This window comes from Paenibacillus sp. 01T424 (assembly GCF_056398745.1).
This window is the reverse complement of record NZ_JBFTPZ010000004.1, coordinates 124,892-149,105: the sequence shown is the minus strand read 5'-3', so window position 1 is coordinate 149,105 and position 24,214 is coordinate 124,892. Positions and strand designations below refer to the sequence as shown.

Below are 24,214 nucleotides of genomic sequence, written 5' to 3'. Positions count from 1 at the left end.
ACCTATGGTGAAACATAGATTATTTGCTGACGCTCTTTTTATTGTTTCTATGCATCAAACAAAATTTGTATTGGGCTGCATATCTCATCCTATATATTGCCGCACCGCCACCTGAATGACACATTGACCCCTTATAGTATAGAAACCGCCATCAATAATAAAGGAAAGATAGGAGAAATAAACATGTATGAAATTCATAATGTATCCAGATTATTCGGCCAGGAATATGCACTTAAAAATATATCTCTTGAAATCAAGGGTGGGCTTAACTTTATCGTAGGTGCATCAGGAAGCGGGAAAACAACCCTCCTCAAAATATTAGCAGGCTTGGACCAGGATTTTAAAGGTGAGGCTTATTACAAAAAGCAAAATCTAAAAACGCTCAGCCAAAAGGATAAGAGTGAGTATCACAATAAAAAAATCGGGATCGTATGGCAGGAATTTAATTTGATCGACGATTTATCGGTATTGGATAACATAAAAATGCCTCTCTATTTAAAAGATACCATTTCAGGTGAACGAATAACTCAGCTCATGAAGCAGCTTAAAATTAATGAACTCGCAAAGCAGAAGGTCAGAAATCTATCTGGCGGTCAAAAGCAGCGGGTGGCTATAGCAAGAGAGCTTATGAAAAATCCTGAGGTCCTTATTGCTGATGAGCCCACAGCCGCGCTTGACCCGAAATCAGCCAGTGTAATTATTAATATATTGAAGCAAATCGCCAAAACGCGTACAGTCATTATCGTCACGCATGATAGCTCGATGCTTGACGATAAGAGCAGTGTTTTTGAGTTTGATAAAGGTGAGCTCGTGTCGGAAACCAAAGTCGAACAAGCTAAGCCAAAACCATCTCCGATGACAGCAAAACCCGCATTATCTGTGAAGCGGACCATGTCAATCTCAATGACCAATATAAAGAGTAAAATAAGCAGATACGCGGTGTTGGTGATTGCCATATTGGTATCGACAAGCTTTCTATTAATGAATACAACAGGCCGTATACAAAACACGAGTAAAAACAGCTTTGATGAATTGTACGCTGCGATTGGCGAGGGCCTTTTTGATATTGAGATTGCATCTAAATTTATAAGCGCAGGCAGTTCAAGCGAATCTGATCAAGAGCAAAAGCCAAATGTCGATGTGGATCAGGACATTGCAGGCCTTTATGAAAAATACTTAAATGATGAACGTGTGAAGCACGTGGTATTTGCCCAGGCAGTGAATAATATTACGGTAGTCTTAGATGGCAAGGAGCACAAGATTGAGGGCTCAAACAATGTCCCTGTATTCAAAAAGCTAATATCTGGTAAAATGCCTACGGGTGATCATAATGAAGTGGTTGTCTCAAACAGCTTGGCAGATGTTTTAGGCGTTTCCAATAATGATCTCATCGGCAAAACGATTGACCTCCGTGGGACGCTTTTTAATTGGGATTCCGGTGAGCCAGTTGAAAAGCCAGTTGGTACGACTGTCAAAATTGTTGGTGTAGCGGATACCACAGCTGTGGTAGAGTTTAACGGTGAGATTAAGGAGTATCCAGTAAACGACTCATTCTTTTTCAGTAAATCATCGGTTATTGAACTGCGCGAACAGGCGAACATGAAATCCAAAACGTCTAATTTCTCGATGAGAGCAAATAGCGCCGAGGACATGATTTCATTGAAAGACGAGCTGCTGGCGATGGGAATTGTGCCGAATGGCAGATTTGAACTGGTCGAAGATATGGTTCGATTAAATGCTCAGGCGAAAGAGCAGTCAGGCTCAGCTGTCATTGTCATTAGCATTCTGTCTTTAATCGTTTCGCTTGCCATTTCGTTTATGACAGCAGCTATGCGTAAAAGAGAATATGCGATTTTCAAAATAAACGGCTATAGGAATAGCGATCTAACAAAAATGACGTTCGTGGAATACATGTTTGTTAGCTTAGCGGCATTTGTATTATTTGTGTTGGCCTCTCCACTCATCAACATGGCTATGAATTCAATTACTGGCTCGCCGGGTGTTTTGGAAGCCAAATCATATGCTATAGAGGCGGGCCTGATTATCCTCATTGCTTTGTTTTGCGGCTTGATAACAACGATGGTGATTGGGACTGTCAATACATTTAAATCGTTGAAGTCAGGTGACAGAGCATGATTATTTTAGAAGAGGTAACAAAAAAATATGGTGACCAAACTATTTTAAACCGTATAGGATATACGTTTCGGAATAGAGGGATTACCTGTATTCTTGGCGCATCAGGCAGTGGGAAAAGTACATTATTGAACCTGCTCGCAGGGTTCGATATGAATTACAAAGGAAACATTACGGTATGCGATGAGAAAATTACAGAAATGACACCAGTAGAGCTTTGCCAATTCCGACAAAACCATATTGGGTTTATTTTTCAAAGTTACAATTTAATAAGCGGCTATACGGTTATGGAAAATATTTTACTCGCAGCTGAGTTGAATGGGAATTCAGCGCAAGAAAACCGTGATAAGGTATTTGCATTAATCAAAGAGTTAGGCATCGAAACGAAGGCAGAAGAAAAAGTGGAAAATCTATCAGGGGGGCAAAAGCAACGCGTAGCGATTGCGAGAGCACTTGTGAATGATCCACAAATATTATTCGCAGATGAGCCTACTGGAGCACTTGATCGTGAGTTAGCTAATCAAATCATGGATATCTTAAAGGAAGTGGCAAGGGATCGGCTGGTCGTTGTCATTACCCATGATAAAAAGATATGTTCGTGGGCTGATGAAGTTTTGTCTATTGAAAATGGGAAGATATATGTTATTTCATCTCAAGTAACATCAGCAGAACAAACGATAGTCCAAAAGCAAATCAAAGCAAAGCATACGAGTAACCGTACCCAGGTATCCATTTGGAAACGTGCTTTTAAAAATTTTAGAGTGCGACTATTTCGTTATATGGCAGTTAGCTTGGTCATTGCAATAGGAATTGCGCTGTTTGTTGTCTCACTCTCATCCAGCAACATCATGAGTCAGTCTATTACTGATTTTAAAGATAAAAACACCGCGTTCAATAATGGATACATCGCGTTAAATGAGAAACAAGATCCATTCAAACTACTAAGCCAGGATTATAGAATTGAAAATGTCTATTATCAATACGTACTCAAGGACGTAGAACTTACCCTAAGTGTAGGGATCGTTAGCTTTAAAGAGAAAATACCCATGCCAAGAGCCACTGAAAATATGTCATATGGCATAATGCCGAGATATGGGGAGAACGAGATTTCAATTACGCCAAGTGTAGGGAGAAAACTTACCGATAATATTCGTGAGCTCATTGGCCAAAAAATAACGCTAAAATATAACGGACACAGTTTCCCTCTCACAATCAGCGGTATCTATAACGCAGGTTATGATGATTTTTTCATCAGCTCCGATGTGGAGCAATCACTTTATGAGCATGAGAGAGGAGAGAAGCCATTCTCAGTTTCTTATGATGTGACAAGCTTTTCGGATATTGTGCCGGTAACAGAGGGTTTGGAAAAACAAAACATAACGACCAAAACGGCTGTGGAGCAAGTCGCTGCTCTGGAGAAAACCTTTAACAGCGTAAAGAAGCTTTTTCTTGCTGTGTCCATTCTTATTTTATCCATCGCACTTTTTATTAGCATTGTACTGCTTGCTAAACAAACAAACGCTAGATACCGTGAGATCGGAATTTTAGCAGCTCTCGGCTACAACAAGGGATGGATCAGGGGGATATTAGCAGCTGAAAACATCCTTTTAGCTAGTACATCAACGATTCTCAGTCTCGGAATGTTCTTCGTCATCAGTTATGTATATAGTCTTTTGCTAGGGGGCGGAATGATCATACAAGCCCTGCAAATTGCGATTACTGTCATTTCAACATTTATCATTATTCTTTTAATGAGTACGATTGTTAGTCAGAAACTAATTGCTGCTGAGCCGGCGGATGCTCTTCGGAAATAAAGGATTACAAAGTAATACTTAGTGATGTTAAAAGGCAATATCGTGTTGCAAACGAAAACAGCCTATACTCCTGAATGATAGGGGTTTAGACTGTTTTTTTATATTTACAGCTAATTGACCTGATTTAATTATGATCTAGAAGAGGAAGGGTCAAATAAAACGTTACACCATCCTCTTCATTAAACACGCCGTACTCACTTTCATGTCGTTGTAAAATCGCTTTTACGATTGACAAGCCGATGCCGGTTCCTCCAAGCTCACGGCTGCCTGAATGGTCGGCTCTATAGAAAGTGTCCCAAATATAAGGCAGATCCTCTTCGGGAATAGGTGTGCCCTCATTTTTAAGCGCTACCCGTACGGATGACTTTTCGGTCTTTATACGTATTTCAAGACGTCCTTGAACGGGGGTATGGCGTATAGCGTTACCAAGCAGGTTGATCAGCACTTGCTCCAGCCGCTGCCGATCTGATCGCACCCATTGTTCTTCAGCATCTAGTCCAATCAGCTGAGGACGAATGGATTTCTCATGCAAGAGTGGAGCCATTTTCGTTAGTACCGATTGGACCGTTTCATAAAGCGGGACCGTTGACCATTGCAGTGCAAACCGGCCGCTCTCTAGTTGGGATAGATCCAGCAAATCGGCGACAAGACGGGCCATCCGCTCCGATTCCTCGATAATCACGGCCGTATATTTATCGCGTTTCAGTCCGTTTGCTACATTGTCTTGGAGCGCTTCTGCATAACCTTGGATTAGACTGACCGGTGTTTTTAATTCATGTGATACGCTTGCTACGAATTGCCTGCGCATGCGTTCTAGCTGCTTTTCTTTCTCGATATCATCAAGTAATTTCATATTCGCTTCCTGCAATTCGGCCATCGTTTGCTGCAGATTAAGGGCAAGGCTATTCATCGTTCCCGCGAGCTGGCCGATTTCATCCTTCCGGTTCATACGTACGAATGCTGTGAAATCGAGCTTAGCCAGACGCTTTGCTACTTTGTTCAGCTGCATCAGCGGCAATGTAATGGTGCGTGAAAGGAAATAAGCGAAAAGTAAAATAGGGATGGCAGCAAGCGCGTAAAAATACATATAAAATCGGCTCATAACTTGAACAGCATCGCCGACGGGCTGGAGTGTAGCTAGCGCAATCAAATACGCATCTCCACCTCTATGGTTCACTGTGTTCGGCAGCTTCACTGCGGCAAGTAGCATGTTTTCGTTATCAGCATTAAAGGATGATATTTTCGTTACGCTCACATGTCCTATTTGGGATAGTGTGCTGAATCGGTTGTTATTTTGCAGCCAAATGCTCATGGCGTCTGACAGCCGATTACTGTAGGGATTAACATAAGCTGCAGGTACGAGGGGTTGGCTTCTAATGTTCTTATCATCCAGCGGAGGCTGGACGTAAGGCTCGGGATCGAGTTGAATCGATAGATCGTAATCATTATTAAGGATGATGGAAGGCGTCACAGGTATAGCAGGAATGGCTTTGTAGCCCCCAGCATACACGTCGATTTTATTTCCTTGCTTGTACAACGTGGCTGTTACACCGTAAAAGCGTTGTTCGAAGCTGACGACCTCTTCTGGCTTGACGTTTAGATCGTAAACACCGGATGCATACTTATGATAAATGCTTTCCATCTGCTGAGATAGCTCATTCGACTTCTGCTCGCTATAAAACGTTCCGAAAAATTTAGTCTGGAGCACCATCCATAAGATGATAAATAACATCAAAGCGACCAAGGTCACCCAAAATATTTTGAAATCCAATCGCTCTCTCTTCATAAATACCTCATGTTTTGTTTTGAAATTTATAACCATTGTTGCGCACGGTTTGGATGTAATCAGCCTTGTCTCCTAGTTTTTTGCGTAGACGTTTAATCTGCGTATCGACTGTACGGGCATCGCCGAAATAATCGATCCCCCATAAGCGATCAAGAAGAGTATCTCTTGTTAATACGATATTTGGATGCTGGTAGAAGAACAGCAGCAGTTCGTATTCTTTTGGCGACAATTCGAGAAGCTTGCCGTAAAGATAAACTTCATGGGCTTGCTCATTAATTTCCAAATCATGATGCTTCTTCAGCTCTGCGACCCCATCATGAACATGCCATCGGCTTAATAAGGCTTTAATTTTCGCGATCAATACTTTGGGGCTAAATGGCTTAGTTACATAATCGTCTGCACCCAATTCGTAGCCATATAACTTATCTTCTTCCTCTGACCTAGCCGTTAGCATAACAATTATAGTCTGGGAGTGACTGCGAAGCTGCTTGCATACTTCAAAACCATCTATACCGGGCATCATAATATCAAGCACAACGAGATCAGGCGGCGTATGGCGAGCATGCTCTAACGCTTCATAGCCATTTGCTGCTTGTATGATGTGGTAGCCCTCTTCTTCCAAGTAATCTGCAACAAGCTCCCGCATGCGAGGCTCATCCTCAACGATGAGTATTAAGGGCTGTTTCACCATATTGGATTTCTCCTCTTTAGCCCTTGTCATTCCACTGTCATAGGGGCATTATGATTCATATTGTTGAAGCTCACTAATTACCACCATTATGGAGGAAATGATCCTGTAAACGCAATGCTGCCCTATATACCGGCTCATTCGCCTCTAATTTGCATTGCTAATGGTTTTCATTTGTCGTTTTATGATAGTATATAGACCTATACGTTAAGAAGGAAGTGAACCATTATGATCAACATAACGATTCCGGCGCCGGACGTAACCATAACGAAGCAGGTTAATCCACAGCTGAGCAATATTTATGGCTTTACTGATTTTCACCTGATTACGAGGGAGCATGGCGGTTTCTTTATGTTTTACAACGATAAGGACGAGCTGCTGTTTGTCGGCAAGGCACGGAAGCTAAGACCCCGTATCAAAAAACATTTTGAGGATTCCGTATCCGTCATGAAAAATCATCGCAATGAGGTTACTAAAATTGAGGTTTATGTTAATGAGGATTCGGTTGATCGCGAGATTTACGAAACATACCTTATAAACAAATTCAGAGCGAAATACAATGTAGAAAAAGTGTTCTTTAAATAAATAGATCGACAAACACAAAGCAATGAGCGCAGTCATTAGGACGAGGCTTATTGTTTTTTTGTTTAGGTAAGATGGCGGCTTGTTGACATCGAAAAGTAAACCTGTTATATTTATCTTAAATTAAAGATAATTAAATTAAAGATTGTTTTTAGAAGATGATTTGTATTCATGAACCACGGGAAAGCTAAAATTGAATGGAGGAATATATAATGAATCAATTAAAAGGTATCCATCACGTTACGGCAATTACAAGCAGTGCAGAGCGCAACTATGACTTTTTTACAAACGTGTTAGGCATGCGATTAGTGAAAAAAACGGTGAACCAAGACGATATTCAAACGTATCATTTGTTTTTTGCAGATGATAAAGGCAACGCAGGAACTGACATGACATTTTTCGATTTTCCACATATTCCGAAGGGCGTGCATGGAACGAATGAAATTTCAAAAACTTCATTCCGAATTCCGAATGATGCGGCTTTGCAATACTGGGTAGAGCGATTCAACCGTCTAGATGTGAAGCATACCGGCATTCAAGAGATGTTTGGCAAGAAGTCACTTTCGTTCGTTGACTTTGATGACCAACAGTATCAATTGATTTCGGATGAAAATAATAAAGGGGTAGCTTCAGGGGTGCCTTGGGAAAAAGGACCAATCCCATTAGAGCACGCGATTACGGGTCTAGGACCAATCTTCATTCGTATTTCTAATTTCGAGAACTTCAAAACGATGCTGGAGAAAGTGCTGTTGTTTAAAGAAATTGACCAAGACGGCTCATTCCATCTATTTGAGGTTGGTGAAGGCGGAAACGGAGCACAAGTTATTGTGGAATACAATGCTGTGCTTCCACAAGCGCATCAAGGCTTCGGCACCGTTCACCACGTGGCATTCCGTGTAGAAGACCGCGGCGTATTAAATGAATGGATCGAGCGCCTAGAGAGCTTCAGATTGCCGTCTTCCGGCTATGTAAACCGTCACTTTTTCGAATCGTTGTACGCTAGAGTGGCTCCGCAAATTTTATTCGAATTTGCAACAGATGGTCCAGGGTTTATGGGTGATGAGCCTTATGAGACGCTTGGTGAAAAATTATCGTTGCCTCCTTTCCTAGAGCCTAAGCGTGAAGAAATCGAGAAATTAGTCCGTCCGATCGATACGGTTCGCAGTACGAAGGAGTTTATTAAAGAATAATGCTTCAGAAATAGACAGAGGCAGTGGATTGATTGGACAATATCCCCTATACTTGTAAGGCAACTTCAAGGAGAACTTGAATGTATAATAAGGAATGGGGGACATGAACTTATGTCTAGTTTGCCAAATTGCCCGGAATGTAATTCTGAATACACATATGAGGATGGCAGTCTGCTAATCTGTCCAGAATGCAGTCATGAGTGGAGCTTACAATCAGAATCCGATAACGATGAAGATAAAAGAATAATTAAAGATGCGAATGGAAATGTGCTGAACGATGGTGATTCTGTAACGGTCATTAAAGACCTTAAAGTTAAAGGCAGCTCGCTCGTTATCAAAATAGGCACAAAAGTAAAAAACATCCGCTTAATTGAAGGCGATCATGATATTGATTGCAAAATCGATAGCTTTGGCGCTATGAAATTGAAGTCGGAATTTGTTAAGAAGATTTAGGATTTGCTTTTAATTCATGTATAGGCGAGGCCCGATTGGCTCTTTAGAGCTTATCGGGCCTTTTTATTGATGCTTAGGCGAAAATAATTTTCATAAATTAAATAGTGGTGAAATTAATTTACAAAATGAGGGTATTATGATATGTTGATTTTGCCTAGATGGCAGCGGCAGTCAGTGAGTAAATAAAAACAGCAGCGGAGTGGAGTCCAATGAATACAAATAGAAATGTACTTGATAGGATAAGAAGAAAGCTGGTCGTTTCCTGCCAAGCCTTGCCGGATGAACCGCTTCATAGTCCATTTATTATGGGGAGAATGGCATATGCAGCTTTTTTAGGCGGAGCTTCAGGAATTCGTGCCAACAGCGTAGAGGATATTAGGGAAATTAAGCAGCAGGTAGATCTACCGATCATCGGTATTATAAAAAAGGATTATGAGGGCTCTTCCGTATTTATCACCCCTACGATGAAGGAAGTGGATGAACTTTGCCGCGAAGGCGTGGATATCATTGCAATGGATGCAACAAATCGTGTGAGGCCGGACGGATCAACGATATCGGAATTATTTCCTTTACTACGAAAAAAGTATAAAGATCAGCTCTTTATGGCGGATTGCTCGACCTATGCTGAAGCTATCGAGGCTGCTGCGCTAGGGTTTGACATTATTGGGACGACTCTTAGCGGCTATACGGAAGCAACAAAAGATAATGTTTTGCCAGATTTTCAGTTGATAGAGAAGCTCGTGAATACGATATCCGTTCCGATTATTGCGGAGGGCGGTATCTCAACACCTGAGGAACTAAAACGATTATTTGACCAAGGGATTTATTCAGCTGTAGTGGGATCTTCCATTACAAGACCGATGGAAATAACCAAAAAATTCGTAAAGGCTGTTGAATAGCCCATGGGAATGAACATTTTAGCGGCAGATATTGGCGGTACCCATACGAAGATAGGCATTTGCGATGAACGAGGCCATATCACTCAGTTCAAGGAGTATGCGACCGAAGCTCATATGGGCGGCAAGCATCTCATGGAAAAGCTGCTTTCCCAAATGGAGTCATATCAGCATTTTGATGCTGTCGCTATTAGTACGGCCGGACAAGTGAACGCAGATGAGGGCTGCATCTTGTATGCCAATGAGAATATCCCAAGCTATACAGGCATGAAGGTCAGAGAGATCGTAGAGGATCGGTTCCATAAGCCTGTGAAGGTTGAAAATGATGTGAATGCAGCTGCATTAGGCGAGGCGTGTTTTGGAGCGGCAAAGTCGTTTACTGGTTTCTTATGCTTAACGTTTGGGACGGGGATTGGCGGAGCCATCGTCATGAATCGTCAAATCTATCGTGGTGCGAGCGGCTCAGCTGCTGAATTCGGTCATATGTTTACCCGTCCATTGTCGCAAACGAATGGCGGCACGTGCAAATCATTTTATGAAACCAATGCCTCAACAACAGCCTTAATTCGAATGGCCCAAGAAGCTGATCCTGAAATTGTAGACGGAAAAGGTTTTTTTGATAAAATACAGGTAGGAAACGAACCATTACAACAAATATTGCATGCATGGACGACCGAAGTATCCGCGGGTTTGGCTTCACTCATTCATATTTTCAATCCACCTGCTATTATTGTAGGAGGCGGAGTGATGGAGCAGGATGAGCTTGTTCGAATGGTTGAGAAACAAACCAAAGCATTAATTATGGAGAGCTTTGCGGGTGTGAACATCGTAAAGGCTTCTCTTGGAAATAAAGCTGGCTTATTAGGTGCGGCATCATTATTTCTACGCGGAATGGACAGGATTTAGGGAGGTGATCGGTTGCGCACTATCAATATTTTTACAACGATTCATTCGAAATACAACAACCTGACGAATACCGAAAGGAAAGTAGCAGACTACATTCTGGAAAACTCGGAAGGTGTCGTCTACATGTCGATTACCGATCTTGCAGATCACTGTGGAGTGGGCGAGTCCAGCGTATTCCGGTTTTGCAGGTCGTTAAGCTATAAAGGGTATCAGGATTTTAAGATTGCCCTTGCACATAGCATCACCGCGGAAAACGAAATACCGCAGCTTACGGACAAGGTCCTGATGAATGATACGATGGATCAAGTGTCCTCTAAGGTGCTGTCATCCAACATAAGTGCATTGAACGAGACCTATAACTTAATCGATAACGAAAAAATGGATCAGGCGATTGAGCATTTGCTCCAAGCGGAACGGGTCATATTTTTTGGCGTAGGCTCCTCCTTAATGACGGCAATGGAAGCGAAAATCAAATTTATGCGTATCACAAACAAAACGGAATGCAGCATCGATTCGCATCTGCAGATGATGTCAGCGGCTTTAATGACGAAACGGGATGTCGCTGTCGTTATTTCTTATTCCGGTTCTACAAAGGATACGATTGAAGTAGCGAAAAGGGCCAAAGAAAGCGGTGCTACCGTCATTTCGATTACGAGGTTCGTTAAGTCACCGCTGACCTCTTACTCTGATCTGACACTGCTATGCGGAGCGAATGAAGGACCTCTGCAGGGCGGCTCATTATCTGCGAAGATTTCACAGCTTTATTTGCTCGATGTTTTGTATGTGGAATATTTCAAGAGAACCTATGAAGATTCAATAAGGAATAAGGAAAGCACCGCTGCGTCGGTAGCTGTGAAATTGCTATAAAGCTTACGGTGAACAAAAAGAGGTAGAGTGCGATCGTTAAGCACTCTGCCTCTTTTTGATTTTCATAGAAAAAGCCGCTCTATCGCGGATCGGCACGAAGAGCGGCTGGCTTTAACATTGTATAATGATGAGATTCCGATTATGAACGAGGCTTGAAGATGCCAAAAGGCCGGCCGATTGGCAGAAACACACGTCCAAAATGGGTGTTCAGTACAGCTGCGCCTGCGGCATATAGCGATAGGAGAGCAATACCCATCTCAGCATAGGCAGCTAGTGCGTGGAACACGTCTGGTGCTACTCCGAATGCATCGAAGCTCAGTCCAAGGAAAAGCAAATCAATTAGAACGAAGATGAAGAATAATACTTTATTGGTCTCCGCTGCTCCGATAGTCATCAGCAGCGAGAAAATGAGATAACCGACAAAAGCAAAACCAAGCTGCTTGCTATCTGCGATTGCAGCCAGCTCAGCGCCGAACACACCGAGCTTGATCAGCCAACTGCCAGCCATCGCCATCCAGAAGAAAGCATAAGCGCCAAAGGCGGTCATACCGAATGTATTGTTATGTTTTGCATCTTGAATAGAAGCAAAGAGCTGAGCAAAGGCGCCTAGAAAAATCGCCCATGGAATAACGAGGCTTAGACCGTCAGTTAAGCCGAGCTTCTGTGAGGAAGCTACGAGCGTAACGATAGCCAGCCCAAATAAGCCGATGGCGCTTGGGTCGGCTGTTACAATTTTGACATTGGAATGATGTTCATTATGCATGTTAGAAAAGAAACCTCCAATAGTTTTCAGGGGTAAACCTGCAATAGTATAGTTGATTCTGCCGATACCAGAATTTCTAGTTTAACGGAAAAGATCTGGCGCGCATAGGGGGAAATTATTGAAAACGCCCCTTTTGCCTTGTTTCAGCAGAGGGGCGTCACATAAATGTTTTAAATTCAGACTTAGGCTACTGTCCGAGTGATTTCTGTTTGGGGATAGGTCCGAATAAAACCCAATGTCCTTTCACTTTGCCGGCCCAAGCAACGATGATCCATGAGCCAACTAAAGCCAGGAAGAAGCCTCCTGCAATCCATGCTCCGTAAACGAGCGGACTCCCATTCACATCCATCATACGGTAATATCTGAGGAACATCGGATGCAGCAAGTACATGCCAAATGACGCATGGCTGAGATGAATAAGTACCGATTTCAAATATTCCATGCGGGATGCCTTAATCCGAAGGGCAAGATGAATAAGCAGCAAACAAGCCGATGTAATATAAATTTCATTTTTAATTTGCACCAAAAAGCTATCGTTAAATAGTAGTTTTCCCTGCGCCTCACGCAAGAAGTAGATCACGTTGAGCGTACCGGAAATGGCTACTACTAGAATTAATGTGCTTCGTAAAGCAATGCTGCTGCGTTTGCGCTCCCAGAAGGCATAAAATTTCGTATAGTTGATTCCTATATAAGCCCCGATACAAAAGTACAAGCTGTATGCGAAAAAACCGCTGGTGACGTATTTGATTCCCATTTCCTTGGCGTTCAGCATATAAATCCACTGAATGAGAAGTCCACCTGTGATCAACCAATTGACGAGACGCGGCCATTTTCTCATCACATACCAAAGTACAGGGAAGAGCAAATAACACTGGATAATAATAAAGATAAAATACAAATGAGCATAGGTTTTTCCAATCAGCAATTTAACGAGAAAATCCCAAGTCTGAAAATAAGAGATAAACTGCTCGAAATTAATAAATCCGTATCTGAAGTAGATGATAGTGGCATAATACATAAACGAAAATAGGAGAAACGGCAGCATAATTTTAGTGATGCGTTTCTTGTAGAACATCGTAGCTGTTTGTTTGTTTAATGGTTTATCATTGTAATTGTAGAAAAGAGATATGCCGCTGATCAGAATGAAGAGAGGTACGGCGAATTTGGATAACGTATTAAACAGGACAAGAATCAAAAACAGTGTGGAGTTAGGATCGGAATTGACTACTGAAGAGGATGTCGCGTGAATCATAATGACAGCAAGTATGCCAAATGCGCGTAGGCTCTCAAGCTCAGTCAAAAGCGCCTTCTTAGCTGGCGGTTGAGACATTTATGCACCTCGTGAGTAAGTAGATAATTTAACAATATTTGTTGCTAAAATGCTGACAAGCTAGTATAGCACAAAAGTGGAAAAATATAATGTAGTAGTTTGTGGAGAAATTGTGCGCGGGCAGGGAAATTGAAAAAGGAACTTAAATTTAAATCTCGAATATTTACTGTAATCGGATAGCTAAAAATCTAATGACAGACAGGAGTTGGATACAATGATAAAAGGTTTTGGCGGTATATTTTGGAGAACCAAAAATCTTGAAATGATAACAAAATGGTACAGTGAAGTGTTGAAGCTTGAAATAGGGAATTGGAATGGGACGATGATAAAACCCGAATCCGGAAATGAGACTATCTTTTCTTTTTTTAGCGAGAATGACAGCTATTTTCCAACAGAACAACAAGTGTTGTTAAATTTCCAAGTACATAATGTAGACGAGACTATTAAGCATCTTGAACATATGAAAGTACCTCTTGCAAAGAACTTAGAGGTTAGTGAATTTGGGAAATTTATTTGGATTGAAGATCCAGAAGGTCGATTGATCGAGCTTTGGGAGAAAAACGGGTAACTATAACTCAACAATCACTATGGCGAGGCTACCGGCATGAATCGGTAGCCTCGTTGAACTAACAATCGAGTTTGAGGTCTGCAGGGAATACAACCTCGAAGTCGCATCAGTCCATTTTAGATACTAAGCTAATCATGAGAAATCCGTCTTTGATTAACGAAGGTGCTGCAATGGCTGGAACAGCAGCATGCACGGCAACCTTTTTACTCATTAAAAGTTGGTTCAAGAGAAAATAGCGTCAATTGCGTCTTGGCTGCGCTTTTGACGCTATTTTTGTTTTAGTGAGGTTTTTTGAAAGGTTGGAAAAGGTAAAGGAATCTCCTAGCATACGCTCGATTATTCGTGTGAATGCCAGCTTCTTACGTTCTACTATATCTTCGGACCATAAGAAAATTCCGGGATCAAACATAAAGTTGATGCCAACTAGTATGAATTCGGCAGTTTCCTGTGGGTCTTGAATTTGAAAGATTCCTTCCGCCATTCCTTGATTCAGAATTTGTGTCACGTAAGGGGCACTGTCTTGTACAGCTTGTACGAGAACCTTCTGGTGAATCGATGCATTATGTTCATGATGCAGAAATTCAATAATTTTGCTCTCATCCTCGTATGGTTGTTCCCACAAGATGGTATACATCTTTGCTTCTACAGTCATTCCTTCGGTTTCCGCTAGAACTTTGACCATATTAACTTTTTCTTCAGCCAAACGTTCTACAATGGCGATCATAATATCATATTTGGTTTTGAAGTGATAATAAAATGTACCCTTAGCAATGCCCAGTTTATTGACTATATCGTCCACAGCAGTTTGATTGTAGCCATTTTCTCTGAATAACTCTAATGAGGCTTCTATTATTTCGGCGCGCCTAATTTCTGGTTTTTTATTAACTCTCGACAAGTTGTTCATCCTCCTCATGTATTTACTCTATTGACAAACTGACTAAAAGTCAATAAAATTGGCTGGGTAACATTAACCGACTATTAGTCAGTCAGAATGAAAAGGAGAAAATACTCATGAATCTGCGCATTATATTATATCTCATCGGATTTAGTGCCTTTGCAGGATCGCTGGGGCAAAACTTATATACGCCTTTACTTGCCGACATGCAGAACGATCTGCAAACAACAAGTTATTTAATGAGCTTGACGATTTCTTTATTTTTGATTGCTTTAGCTGTCATGCAGATCGTATTCGGACCACTAGCAGATACAAAAGGAAGGAGAAAAGTGCTGCTGCCTGCACTCGCCGTATATTTTGTGGCATCTTTAGGCTGTGCATTTTCCTATTCCATTGAATCATTTCTGGTTTTCCGCGTCTTTCAGGGCATAGGCTCCGCAGCGGTTCCCGTTGTAGGAGCAGCAGTAATCGGTGACCTGTTCCGTGGAAAAGAATTGGCAAAGGGAATGGCTACTTACCAACTTATGCTTTTGCTTGCTCCAGCTATCGGACCTCTTCTCGGAGGACTCATCGGGGAAAAACTCGGATATCAAGGCGTGTTTTTCTTTTTGTCAATCCTAATCCTGCTGCTTCTGCTCGCCAATATGAAGCTCTTGCCCGAGACAAAGCCACAGAATGTATCCGCGACAAGGTTCAGCCTTAGCTCGTTTATTGTAATTTTTAAAAACCATCTCGGTGCGGTTGTTTTGTTATATGGATTTGTACAATGTGTAGTTTACTTAGTATATCTTGTGTTCTTGCCTCAAATCCTAAGTACGTCGTATAACATGTCTACGGGGATGGTTGGGATTGTACTGCTTATTATGTCCGCCTGTACGATTCTGAGTATTAGAGTCGGCAGTTGGATGCGTAACCGAATGGGAAGTGGACGAGCATTAATGTATGCATTCCTTTTACAATCGATTACAGTCGTTCTTTTTGCTTTAACCGCCAATCTCTCGTTACCGATTTTGATCGTGGATGTTTGCTTGTTCGGCCTCACGATGGGGCTGACTGTGTCCATGCCAACTACTATTTTGGCGGAACAGTTTCCAGAGGAACGCGCCACTGCCATCGGTGTGTATAACTTGATCCGATATATAGGCATGGCAATTGGCCCGATGATCGGCTCCTTACTTTATGTTGAGAATGACTTGAAGCCTTTGTTCTTAACTTGTGGCATAGCCTATTTAATCTCTGTCTTAGCAGGAGGAGTGTGGTTGAGTTCGAAGCGTCTGAGGGTTATTCCTTCTTGAGCAATTGGTAAAAGGCGTCACGTTGCGACAAATATTTTTTGCATAGCCACGTTTCGCCTCCGCCAATACCATTTTATTAATCTAGCGGGCAGGTCAGTTTAAATTGAGGGAGGGGAATTAGTATTGAGATGGAATATATACACTGAGCTTTACTTTCCGTAGGAGGGGGAGATTCAATGTACATAAGAAAAGCTTGTTTAGAGGATGCAGAGGGTATTGCCAAGGTTCATGTTGATAGTTGGAAGTCTACGTATAAAAACATTGTTTCAGATGAGTTTTTAAAGAACCTTTCTTATGACCAACGAAAGAACTTGTGGAATCGAAATATCTCTGATAAGGAGAATTATACATTTGTCGCAGTAAATAATGAGGGAGAAGTCGTAGGATTTGCAGATTGCGGGAAAAGAGAAAGTAATAATATCGATAATTCTGGTGATTTAAAATCTATATATTTGCTTGAAGAATATCAAGGAAAAGGTGTGGGGAAGCAACTTTTCAAACAACTTTTTCTTCAATTTGAAGAACTCGGCTACAATAGAGTTTTTGTTGAAGTATTAGAAGATAATAAAACCCGTTATTTCTACGAATATTACGGTGCTCATTTATTTAAATCGGATAAGATAACAATTTCCGGCAATGAATTGAATCTTCTTATATATGAGTGGAGCAATATTGGCGAAGTATTATCTAAATTGTGAATACAGCGTCGAATAAGAAAAATATGTTTGTTAAATTTCGATTTATGGAGGAATCAAAATGGATGTAACATTCCAAAGAGATCACTTATTCTGGGTACATGAGCCTGAAGAATATACGATTACAGATGGAGAAATTGTGATTAAAACAGAAGCTGGAACAGATTTTTGGCAAAGAACCTATTATGGCTTTCAAAACAATAATGCTCCTGCTTTGTTAATGAAAACCAATGAGAAATACTTTTCGTTTATAGTAAAAACGGAATTTGACAGTAAACAACGCTTCGACCAGTGCGGTGTAATTATCTATCAAAATAGTGATAACTGGATAAAGGCTTCTATTGAATATGAAAATGAAGAATACCAGAGATTAGGAAGTGTTGTAACGAACTTAGGATATTCTGATTGGGCAACTACGGATATTTCTGCAACAAAGAAATTTATGTATTACAGACTGAGCCGACGTAAAAGCGATTATTGTATTGAAAATTCTTATGATGGCATTCACTATAAGCAAATGCGTATTGCACACCTTTTTGAAGGAGCAGACAATATTCAGATTGGTATTTATGCTTGCAGTCCAGAAGACTCTTCATTTAATGCCGTTTTCACAGAAATGAAATTTACTGAATGCCAATGGAAAGAACACAAGTAACAAATTTCCAGTGTAACTAATAGATAAATATAAATGATCGAATAAATAATTGGTAAGAGAAGGATATTCAAATTCATGACTCATAAAGCGGGAAGAGGTATTATGGAACCACCAAAAGGAAGGTTAAAAGTAATTATTTTGTGTACAGCATTATCACTTGTAGCCGTTTCTGTATTCCTGTTCATATATAATTTCCCAAAAAAGATTGATCTTGAGTATCCAGCATTGGAATATCGCGTAGGCAAACCTGAAAGTGGAGAAGTAACAACAATCAAAGTTAAGGGAACTATATATAAACCCTTGTTCCGTGATCCATCCTTTCATGGACAATTCATTATTAATAAATATGATTAAACAAAAAATTATCAATTGCGGGATATAGATTTTTATCAAGATTTATTATTTTATCATCAGAATGAAAATGGAACACCTGTTCACAAGCCTTTAGGTTATCTAATGATATCGGATAATTTTGCCCAACTGAACATAGATGTGAATGAAAAAATGAATGATAACCAATTGATAGGTAAGGACCTAAGAATATCGGCACCTGCTAAAAATTACGAGGAAGCCATGAGAATTAACGCAGAGTTAAAAGCGAACTAAATCGGCAAAAATCTGAAGCACCCCCATCGACAACAGGGATGCTCTATTAACATATACAGTGTCACTTTATATAAAAACTATCTACGTCGTTGAGATTCCAGTATTATTACATCAGTTATGTTTACACATTGGCGGTTCGTATTAATATCGTCCTAATGGTTGCCATTAACCTTTCTCAGGAAGATGTTCAGGCTGATTGACGACAACAGATCCATCATCTAGTCTCAGCCATGTTTGGAAGTCAGCTTTCCCTTCGGTCAATTGTATGATCCTTGCACCACGCGGAAAACCCTCTTTTCCATAGGTGTTATAGCCTGTAGCCCTTCCATAACATAGACGAATGCCGTGAAGCTCACCCCAGTAATCATTGATATGATCATGCCCTACGAACGTACCGCGGACATCTTTCATTTCAAGAAATGCAGTGAAAAGTCCGGAATTGATTTTTGGGCTCGCTACGCCCTCGTGCTTCTGCCCATAGCAGGTATGCTCGTTCCATACCTCGTTATATTCGGGCACAGGGATATGGAAAAACGCAAGCGAGGGCAGTGGAACATCATTGTTTTGTTTCGTCAAACGAGCGGATTGCTCCTTATACCAGCCAATTTGGCTATGAGTAACCCAGGCATAGCCGCCAACGGGCTGATCGGCATACTCGCCTGAATCCAATAGATATAATGCGGCAGCGGGGCTGCTATTATTTTTAGAATGAATTTCCAGCACATAATTTCCAGCACGATCCCCTAGGCTAGGGCCCATTTCGGTTAAGCTGAGCGGTCTTTCCTGCTGCAAGCGAATAAGCTCTTCTCTGGTGGTGCCAACCTCGGTATCATGATTGCCAAATACAGCTGCCCATGGGATATTAAATTCTTCCGCTGCTTTGACAGCATTTTTAAAGGACTCTTGTCTATCAGTACAATGCTCGCTATAAATAACGTCACCGGTAAAGATCACCAAATCTGGTGATTCTTCTTGCAGGACGTTCTTCATTAGAGAATATGTTTGTAAATCCTCTTGCTGCCCGTTTTGCCAGTGCAGATCGGTAAATTGAACAATTTTGAATGTGCCGTCTTCTCGAAAGTTTAAGTTCGCCATAGTACCCTCCACTTGAATCCCATTCGAATGATTTTCGCCAAAAATATGTAGACAATGGTTTACGTACATTCATTTCGATATCATTCCGCATTATCCTGCAATAAGGCACGATTAAATAAGGGCTGTCCCAAACGTAGATGTATCTGCGTTTGGGACAGCCCTATTATTGTTCCGCTATGATATTAAAAATCAAAGTTGTCGGGATCTGGACCCACCCGAAGATTTTGGTTCAGAGCGTCTATTCGGGACAGCTCACTCTCAGATAGTTCAAAATTAAATACATTACTATTTTCGATGATGCGATGCTCTTTCGTTGACTTCGGAATCGTTACAATGCCGTGCTGCAAATCCCAGCGCAGAATGACTTGAGCAATGGATTTGTTATGCGTTTCAGCAATCTCCTTAAGAACGGGATGATCTAACAGCTGACCTTGCATAAGCGGAGACCATGCTTCAATTTGGATGCCTTGTTTCTTGCAATAGTCGATTAACTCTTTCTGCGTTAGCTGCGGATGGAGCTCCACTTGATTAATCATCGGTTTAACGGCAGCATCTTTCATTAACGTCTCCAAATGATGAATCTGGAAGTTGCTTACGCCAATGGCTTTGACTCGGCCATCCTTGTAAAGGGTCTCCAAAGCTCTCCACGCCTCTTGGAATTTGCCTTCTACAGGCCAATGAATCAGGTACAGGTCAAGAAAGTCTAAACCGAGTTTATTTAGCGTAGTTTCGTAAGCCGCCAGTGTAGATTCATATCCGAGATCAGCATTCCAAACCTTTGATGTGACAAAAAGCTCTTCTCTCGTCACGTTATACTCAGCCATAGCTTCACGAATGCCTTGTCCGACACCTGATTCATTGCCATAAATAGCTGCGGTATCAATACTGCGGTAACCATTTTTAATCGCTGCTTTGACGGACTCGACCAGCTCCGCGCCATCCTCAACTTTAAAGACGCCAAGACCAAACCAAGGCATTTGAACACCGTTGTGAAGTGTAGTTGTATCCTGTAAATTTTTTGCGATCATAGTGAAGCCCTCCTGTGTTTTGTTTCATCTTTTTTTTCTAAAGCTCTAGCCCAGCCGGTTAAAATTACAGCGCCGAGAACCATCAATCCGCCAACCCAAGCCGTATGAATAAGTCCCATCGAGTCCGTAATGACACCGCCCAAATAGGCGCCAATGGCGATACCTGCGTTAAACGCAGCGATGTTGACAGCCGAAGCGACATCTACTGCCTTCGGCGCATAACGTTCAGCGAGCATCACGACATGCACTTGCAAGCCGGGTACGTTCATGAATGCAAACAGTCCCATCAAGATAATCGTAATTAAGCCAACCACTTTAAACGGTGCGGTGAAGGTAAGAACAAAGAGTATGATAGCCTGCAAAATAAACATGTAAAACAAGGCGGTAATCGGCTTCTTATTGGCAGCTTTCCCACCAATGACATTGCCGATGGCGATGGCGATGCCGTATACCAAAAGAATGGCCGCTACCGTACTTTCCTTAAATCCGGTTATATCGTGAAGCAACGGGGATAAATAAGTAAAGACAACAAACGTACCCCCGTACCCAATAGCAGTAATCGCGAATGCAAGCAGCAATCGTCCATTCGTAACCAGTTTTATCTGCTCGCGCAGCGGTGTTCGAGTTCCTTTGCGCAAATCGGAAGGAATCAACACCATATTGGCTATAAAAGCGATAACGCCAATAAGAACTATGCCAACAAAAGCAGCACGCCAGCCCATATGCTGTCCAATCCAAGTACCTAACGGTACGCCTGTAACGGTAGCTACAGTGAGTCCTGAGAACATAATTGCGATTGCGCTAGCTCTGCGGTTCTCGGGAACGAGATCGGCTGCAATGGTAGCGCCAATTGACATAAATACGCCATGAGCCAGTGCTGAGATGACGCGCGCGGTAAGTAAAATACCAACGCCGCTTGCCGATGCCGCAAGGCTGTTTCCAGCAATAAAAACAATCATGATCCAAAACAATAATGTTTTTCTCGGAATCGTAGATGTTAAAGATGTTAATATTGGAGCTCCAAAAGTAACCCCAAGAGCATACAACGTAACGGTTAGTGCCGATGTTGTAACCGATATATTCAAGTCTTCAGATATAAGCGGGAGCAGCCCTACACTGATGAACTCTGTTGTCCCAATCGCAAAGGCGCTTATGGCTAACGCTAGAAGCGCCAGGGTACTTCTTTTTTTATCTAATGCCATTTGTATAACCCCTTTTGTATAGTATTGCCGGCCGGTAAGTGCTATTATGATGGGTTTAGGCAGTAATGAACAGTACGTACTTTGAAGTGCTATAGGTACTAAAAAGTAATAAATGCATGAATAGTAGGCGATAGCTCGGTTGGGGAGGATATATCTATGATTAAGAAAAAATACAATATTTCAGTGGAAGCGACCCTCGAGGTTATTGGAGGGAAATGGAAATGCGTAATCCTTTGTCACTTAACGCATGGCAAAAAAAGAACGAGTGATCTCAAACGTATTATGCCCTCCATAACACAAAAGATGTTAACACAGCAGCTGAGAGAGCTGGAGCAAGATGGCATCGTGAATCGAATAAGCTACAATGAGGTCCCGCCGCGGGTTGAATATGAGCTCAGTGAATACGGATGGAGCTTAAAATCGATATTGGACTCCCTTTGCTCATGGGGCGAGATTCATATTATTAAAGAATACGGTAATAAGGCTGCCGTATTGGAAGACAATGGCCTAAATAATCTTGAGATGGACATCGTCGAACAGGAAGAAGATGTGCTTTGCTAAACCATCTAATAACAAACAGGCTGTCGTCATGTGGACGACAGCCTGTTTGTTTATGACGATTATTAAGCTTTTTGTTCATACAGCTTAACGATTTCAATAATCGTATTGACGGCTTGTACCATATTGTTAACCGATACATATTCAAATCGGCCATGATAATTTTCTCCGCCGGTGAAAATATTCGGAGTCGGCAATCCCATGTAGGAAAGCTGCGAGCCGTCTGTGCCGCCGCGAATCGGCTCGATTAGCGGGGTAATGCCAAGGTTGATCATCGCTTGCTCTGCGATGTCTACGACTTGGATCACCGGCTCGATTTTCTCCTTCATATTGTAGTATTGATCCTTTATTTCAAGCACAATACGTTCTTCTCCGTACTTCGCTTTCAGTTCCTCTACGATACGAGTAAGCTCCAGCTTTCTTTCTTTAAATCGGTTGCGGTCATGATCACGTATCAAATAATGAAGCTCCGTTTGCTCGACGTCGCCTTGAATGGATGACAGGTGGTAGAAGCCTTCATGGCCTTCTGTCTGCTCAGGTGTTTCATTAGCCGGCAGTTTTGCGTGGAGCTCCATCGCCATTTTTGCGGCATTGATCATTTTGCCTTTGGCCGTTCCGGGATGCACGTTTTTGCCCTTGCATATAATGACAGCGCCAGCGGCATTAAAGCTTTCGTATTGAAGCTCGCCCAGCGGACCTCCATCCATTGTATAGGCATAGACCGCATCAAAGGCTTGTACATCAAACTTATGCGGACCTCGGCCGATCTCTTCATCAGGAGTGAAGGCTACTCTTATTTTACCGTGCTTCAACTCAGGATGATTAATGAGATGAGCCATCGCCGTCATGATCTCAGTTATGCCTGCTTTATCGTCTGCACCAAGCAGTGTCGTGCCGTCTGTTGTAATCAACGTATGACCTTTATAGCCGTGCAGCTCTGGGAAGTCGTTCGGTGACATAATGATGCGCTGTGCTTCATTTAAGATAATGTCGTTCCCGTCATATTGTTCAATAATTTGCGGCTTGACGTTCGTGCCAGTAAAGTCAGTTGCTGTATCGATATGCGCAAGGAAACCGATGGTTGGGATCTCTTTATCCGTATTGGCTGGAAGGGTAGCCATGACATAGCCGTTAGCATCCATCGTAACCTCTTGCATGCCGATGGCTTTCAATTCCTCTACTAGCATATTAGCTAACGTCAGTTGTCCGGGCGTGGAAGGGCAGGTTTCGCTGCTTTCATCGGACTGTGTGTCCACCTGCGCGTAAGTGATAAATCTGTTTATAATCTCGGTTTTCATCATTCTCAGCTCCAATACAAATAGTCATATAGCAAAATACAATACAAAAGCGACGTATCTTCATCGTCACTAGAAGTGGTCTCTAATCTGTTCACTTTAAAGATGATACGCTGTTCCATGATTTTTTTCAAATCGCTTGGGTAACAATAAGAGTAGAGGTGGAATCACAGCATGCATACCTATATGGATATTTTAATACGTACGATTGTTGCTATTTTACTGCTTCTACTAGTAGCTAGAATATTGGGGAAACAGACGATTTCCAACATGACATTTCATGATTTTGTGACCGGCATTACGATAGGGGCACTTGCAGCCAATTTGGCATTCAATGAAACATTGAAATGGTCGCATATTACTTTGTCACTCGCGGTTATGACGGTTACGTCTTATCTGTTATCTGTCGTTGCCTTAAAGAGCCGTAAATTAAGAAGCTGGATTTCAGGCTCCCCAACCGTTCTCATCGAAGGCGGGAAGATTCTTGAGAATAATATGAAGAAGGTTAGATATACTTTGGATTCTTTGGATCAAGCTTTAAGAGAAAATGGGATTTTTAATATGGATGAGGTTGAATATGCAGTTCTTGAGGATAATGGAATGGTGTCTGTATTAAAAAAAGACGAGTATCAGCTTGTCACGAAAAAGGACATGAAGCTTCAATTAAACAAACAGGAGTTTCCAATTGAATTGATTATGGATGGTTCACTTTTGGAAAAAGAAATGAAAGAGAATGGGCTGACGAAGGAATGGCTGGAAAACGAACTGAGAAAAAAAGGGAAGAAAATATCTGACGTTTTCTACGCGGTAAGAGGGACAAAGAAGCAGCTCATCTTTGACTTTTATGAAGACGGTATACATAAACCTACGGATAAAGAATAAGGATGCACGCAACGGTAATTTGCATCGCAGAT

The 24,214-nt window shown here is 41.7% G+C and carries 24 protein-coding genes; 15 read left to right on the top strand and 9 right to left on the bottom strand.

Going from position 1 to position 24,214, the window contains the following annotated elements:
- Positions 1-183 precede the first annotated feature (183 nt).
- On the top strand, positions 184-2,136 hold the full coding sequence (locus AC1DPK_RS05255; RefSeq protein WP_477509552.1) for an ABC transporter ATP-binding protein/permease: 1,953 nt from the start codon (positions 184-186) through the stop codon (positions 2,134-2,136).
- Entirely contained in the window at positions 2,133-3,947 is a 1,815-nt protein-coding gene (locus AC1DPK_RS05250) for an ABC transporter ATP-binding protein/permease (RefSeq protein WP_477509551.1), read from the top strand. Before AC1DPK_RS05255 ends, AC1DPK_RS05250 begins: the two co-directional genes overlap by 4 nt.
- A 124-nt stretch (positions 3,948-4,071) precedes the next feature.
- Here AC1DPK_RS05250 and AC1DPK_RS05245 read toward each other — a convergent pair whose 3' ends face one another.
- Positions 4,072-5,733 (bottom strand): sensor histidine kinase, encoded by a 1,662-nt coding sequence (locus AC1DPK_RS05245; RefSeq protein ID WP_477509550.1) that lies wholly within the window; start codon positions 5,731-5,733, stop codon positions 4,072-4,074.
- Positions 5,734-5,740: 7 nt separating this feature from the next.
- Complete coding sequence (locus AC1DPK_RS05240; RefSeq protein WP_477509549.1) at positions 5,741-6,424, bottom strand: response regulator transcription factor; 684 nt, start codon at positions 6,422-6,424, stop codon at positions 5,741-5,743.
- 225 nt (positions 6,425-6,649) lie between these two features.
- On the opposite strand from AC1DPK_RS05240, the gene AC1DPK_RS05235 reads away from it, so the two are divergent.
- From AC1DPK_RS05235 to AC1DPK_RS05210, 6 genes are all read left to right on the top strand, one after another.
- Positions 6,650-7,006 (top strand): nucleotide excision repair endonuclease, encoded by a 357-nt coding sequence (locus AC1DPK_RS05235; protein WP_076266468.1) that lies wholly within the window; start codon positions 6,650-6,652, stop codon positions 7,004-7,006.
- 209 nt (positions 7,007-7,215) lie between these two features.
- Positions 7,216-8,193: a ring-cleaving dioxygenase gene (locus tag AC1DPK_RS05230; RefSeq protein WP_441912931.1), complete on the top strand. Its 978-nt coding sequence runs from the start codon at positions 7,216-7,218 to the stop codon at positions 8,191-8,193.
- 111 nt (positions 8,194-8,304) lie between these two features.
- Positions 8,305-8,646: a zinc ribbon domain-containing protein YjdM gene (locus AC1DPK_RS05225; protein ID WP_054025674.1), complete on the top strand. Its 342-nt coding sequence runs from the start codon at positions 8,305-8,307 to the stop codon at positions 8,644-8,646.
- A gap of 209 nt (positions 8,647-8,855) precedes the next feature.
- Positions 8,856-9,545 (top strand): N-acetylmannosamine-6-phosphate 2-epimerase, encoded by a 690-nt coding sequence (locus AC1DPK_RS05220; RefSeq protein ID WP_477509548.1) that lies wholly within the window; start codon positions 8,856-8,858, stop codon positions 9,543-9,545.
- Between the two features lie 3 nt (positions 9,546-9,548).
- Positions 9,549-10,448 carry an ROK family protein gene (locus AC1DPK_RS05215; RefSeq protein ID WP_477509547.1) on the top strand — a complete coding sequence of 300 codons (900 nt, stop codon included), beginning with the start codon at positions 9,549-9,551 and terminating at the stop codon, positions 10,446-10,448.
- Positions 10,449-10,460: 12 nt separating this feature from the next.
- A complete protein-coding gene (locus tag AC1DPK_RS05210; protein WP_441878316.1) occupies positions 10,461-11,315 on the top strand; it encodes a MurR/RpiR family transcriptional regulator in 855 nt (284 codons plus the stop codon).
- Positions 11,316-11,454: 139 nt separating this feature from the next.
- Here the strand turns inward: AC1DPK_RS05210 and AC1DPK_RS05205 are convergent, their stop codons facing one another.
- Positions 11,455-12,078, bottom strand: a complete 624-nt coding sequence (locus AC1DPK_RS05205; RefSeq protein WP_430056472.1) for an acetate uptake transporter — start codon at positions 12,076-12,078, stop codon at positions 11,455-11,457.
- A gap of 187 nt (positions 12,079-12,265) precedes the next feature.
- Complete coding sequence (locus tag AC1DPK_RS05200) at positions 12,266-13,408, bottom strand: acyltransferase (RefSeq protein WP_441878318.1); 1,143 nt, start codon at positions 13,406-13,408, stop codon at positions 12,266-12,268.
- Positions 13,409-13,622: 214 nt separating this feature from the next.
- Here AC1DPK_RS05200 and AC1DPK_RS05195 point away from each other — a divergent pair, with 214 nt between their 5' ends.
- On the top strand, positions 13,623-13,976 hold the full coding sequence (locus AC1DPK_RS05195) for a VOC family protein (RefSeq protein WP_477509546.1): 354 nt from the start codon (positions 13,623-13,625) through the stop codon (positions 13,974-13,976).
- A 238-nt stretch (positions 13,977-14,214) separates the two neighbouring features.
- Here the strand turns inward: AC1DPK_RS05195 and AC1DPK_RS05190 are convergent, their stop codons facing one another.
- Positions 14,215-14,871 (bottom strand): TetR/AcrR family transcriptional regulator, encoded by a 657-nt coding sequence (locus AC1DPK_RS05190; protein ID WP_477509545.1) that lies wholly within the window; start codon positions 14,869-14,871, stop codon positions 14,215-14,217.
- Positions 14,872-14,987: 116 nt separating this feature from the next.
- Between AC1DPK_RS05190 and AC1DPK_RS05185 the strand changes: the two genes are divergently transcribed.
- From AC1DPK_RS05185 to AC1DPK_RS05170, 4 genes are all read left to right on the top strand, one after another.
- Positions 14,988-16,166: an MFS transporter gene (locus tag AC1DPK_RS05185; RefSeq protein ID WP_477509544.1), complete on the top strand. Its 1,179-nt coding sequence runs from the start codon at positions 14,988-14,990 to the stop codon at positions 16,164-16,166.
- Positions 16,167-16,342: 176 nt separating this feature from the next.
- Complete coding sequence (locus AC1DPK_RS05180; RefSeq protein ID WP_339205651.1) at positions 16,343-16,864, top strand: GNAT family N-acetyltransferase; 522 nt, start codon at positions 16,343-16,345, stop codon at positions 16,862-16,864.
- A 58-nt stretch (positions 16,865-16,922) separates the two neighbouring features.
- Positions 16,923-17,516, top strand: coding sequence for a DUF1349 domain-containing protein (locus AC1DPK_RS05175; RefSeq protein ID WP_477509543.1), 594 nt, complete (start codon positions 16,923-16,925; stop codon positions 17,514-17,516).
- Positions 17,517-17,591: 75 nt separating this feature from the next.
- Positions 17,592-17,870 (top strand): hypothetical protein, encoded by a 279-nt coding sequence (locus AC1DPK_RS05170; protein ID WP_477509542.1) that lies wholly within the window; start codon positions 17,592-17,594, stop codon positions 17,868-17,870.
- 417 nt (positions 17,871-18,287) lie between these two features.
- Here AC1DPK_RS05170 and AC1DPK_RS05165 read toward each other — a convergent pair whose 3' ends face one another.
- From AC1DPK_RS05165 to AC1DPK_RS05155, 3 genes are all read right to left on the bottom strand, one after another.
- Positions 18,288-19,217, bottom strand: a complete 930-nt coding sequence (locus tag AC1DPK_RS05165) for a metallophosphoesterase family protein (RefSeq protein ID WP_477509541.1) — start codon at positions 19,215-19,217, stop codon at positions 18,288-18,290.
- 182 nt (positions 19,218-19,399) lie between these two features.
- The gene (locus AC1DPK_RS05160) at positions 19,400-20,245 is read right to left on the bottom strand and encodes an aldo/keto reductase (RefSeq protein WP_477509540.1); all 846 of its coding nucleotides are present in this window, start codon (positions 20,243-20,245) and stop codon (positions 19,400-19,402) included.
- Positions 20,242-21,447 carry an MFS transporter gene (locus AC1DPK_RS05155; RefSeq protein WP_076266459.1) on the bottom strand — a complete coding sequence of 402 codons (1,206 nt, stop codon included), beginning with the start codon at positions 21,445-21,447 and terminating at the stop codon, positions 20,242-20,244. Before AC1DPK_RS05155 ends, AC1DPK_RS05160 begins: the two co-directional genes overlap by 4 nt.
- A 156-nt stretch (positions 21,448-21,603) precedes the next feature.
- Here AC1DPK_RS05155 and AC1DPK_RS05150 point away from each other — a divergent pair, with 156 nt between their 5' ends.
- Positions 21,604-22,008, top strand: a complete 405-nt coding sequence (locus AC1DPK_RS05150) for a winged helix-turn-helix transcriptional regulator (RefSeq protein ID WP_339205642.1) — start codon at positions 21,604-21,606, stop codon at positions 22,006-22,008.
- A gap of 62 nt (positions 22,009-22,070) precedes the next feature.
- Here AC1DPK_RS05150 and pepT read toward each other — a convergent pair whose 3' ends face one another.
- Positions 22,071-23,303: a peptidase T gene (gene pepT, locus AC1DPK_RS05145; protein ID WP_441878328.1), complete on the bottom strand. Its 1,233-nt coding sequence runs from the start codon at positions 23,301-23,303 to the stop codon at positions 22,071-22,073.
- 171 nt (positions 23,304-23,474) lie between these two features.
- Between pepT and AC1DPK_RS05140 the strand changes: the two genes are divergently transcribed.
- Positions 23,475-24,182, top strand: coding sequence for a DUF421 domain-containing protein (locus AC1DPK_RS05140; RefSeq protein WP_477509539.1), 708 nt, complete (start codon positions 23,475-23,477; stop codon positions 24,180-24,182).
- Positions 24,183-24,214: the final 32 nt, after the last annotated feature.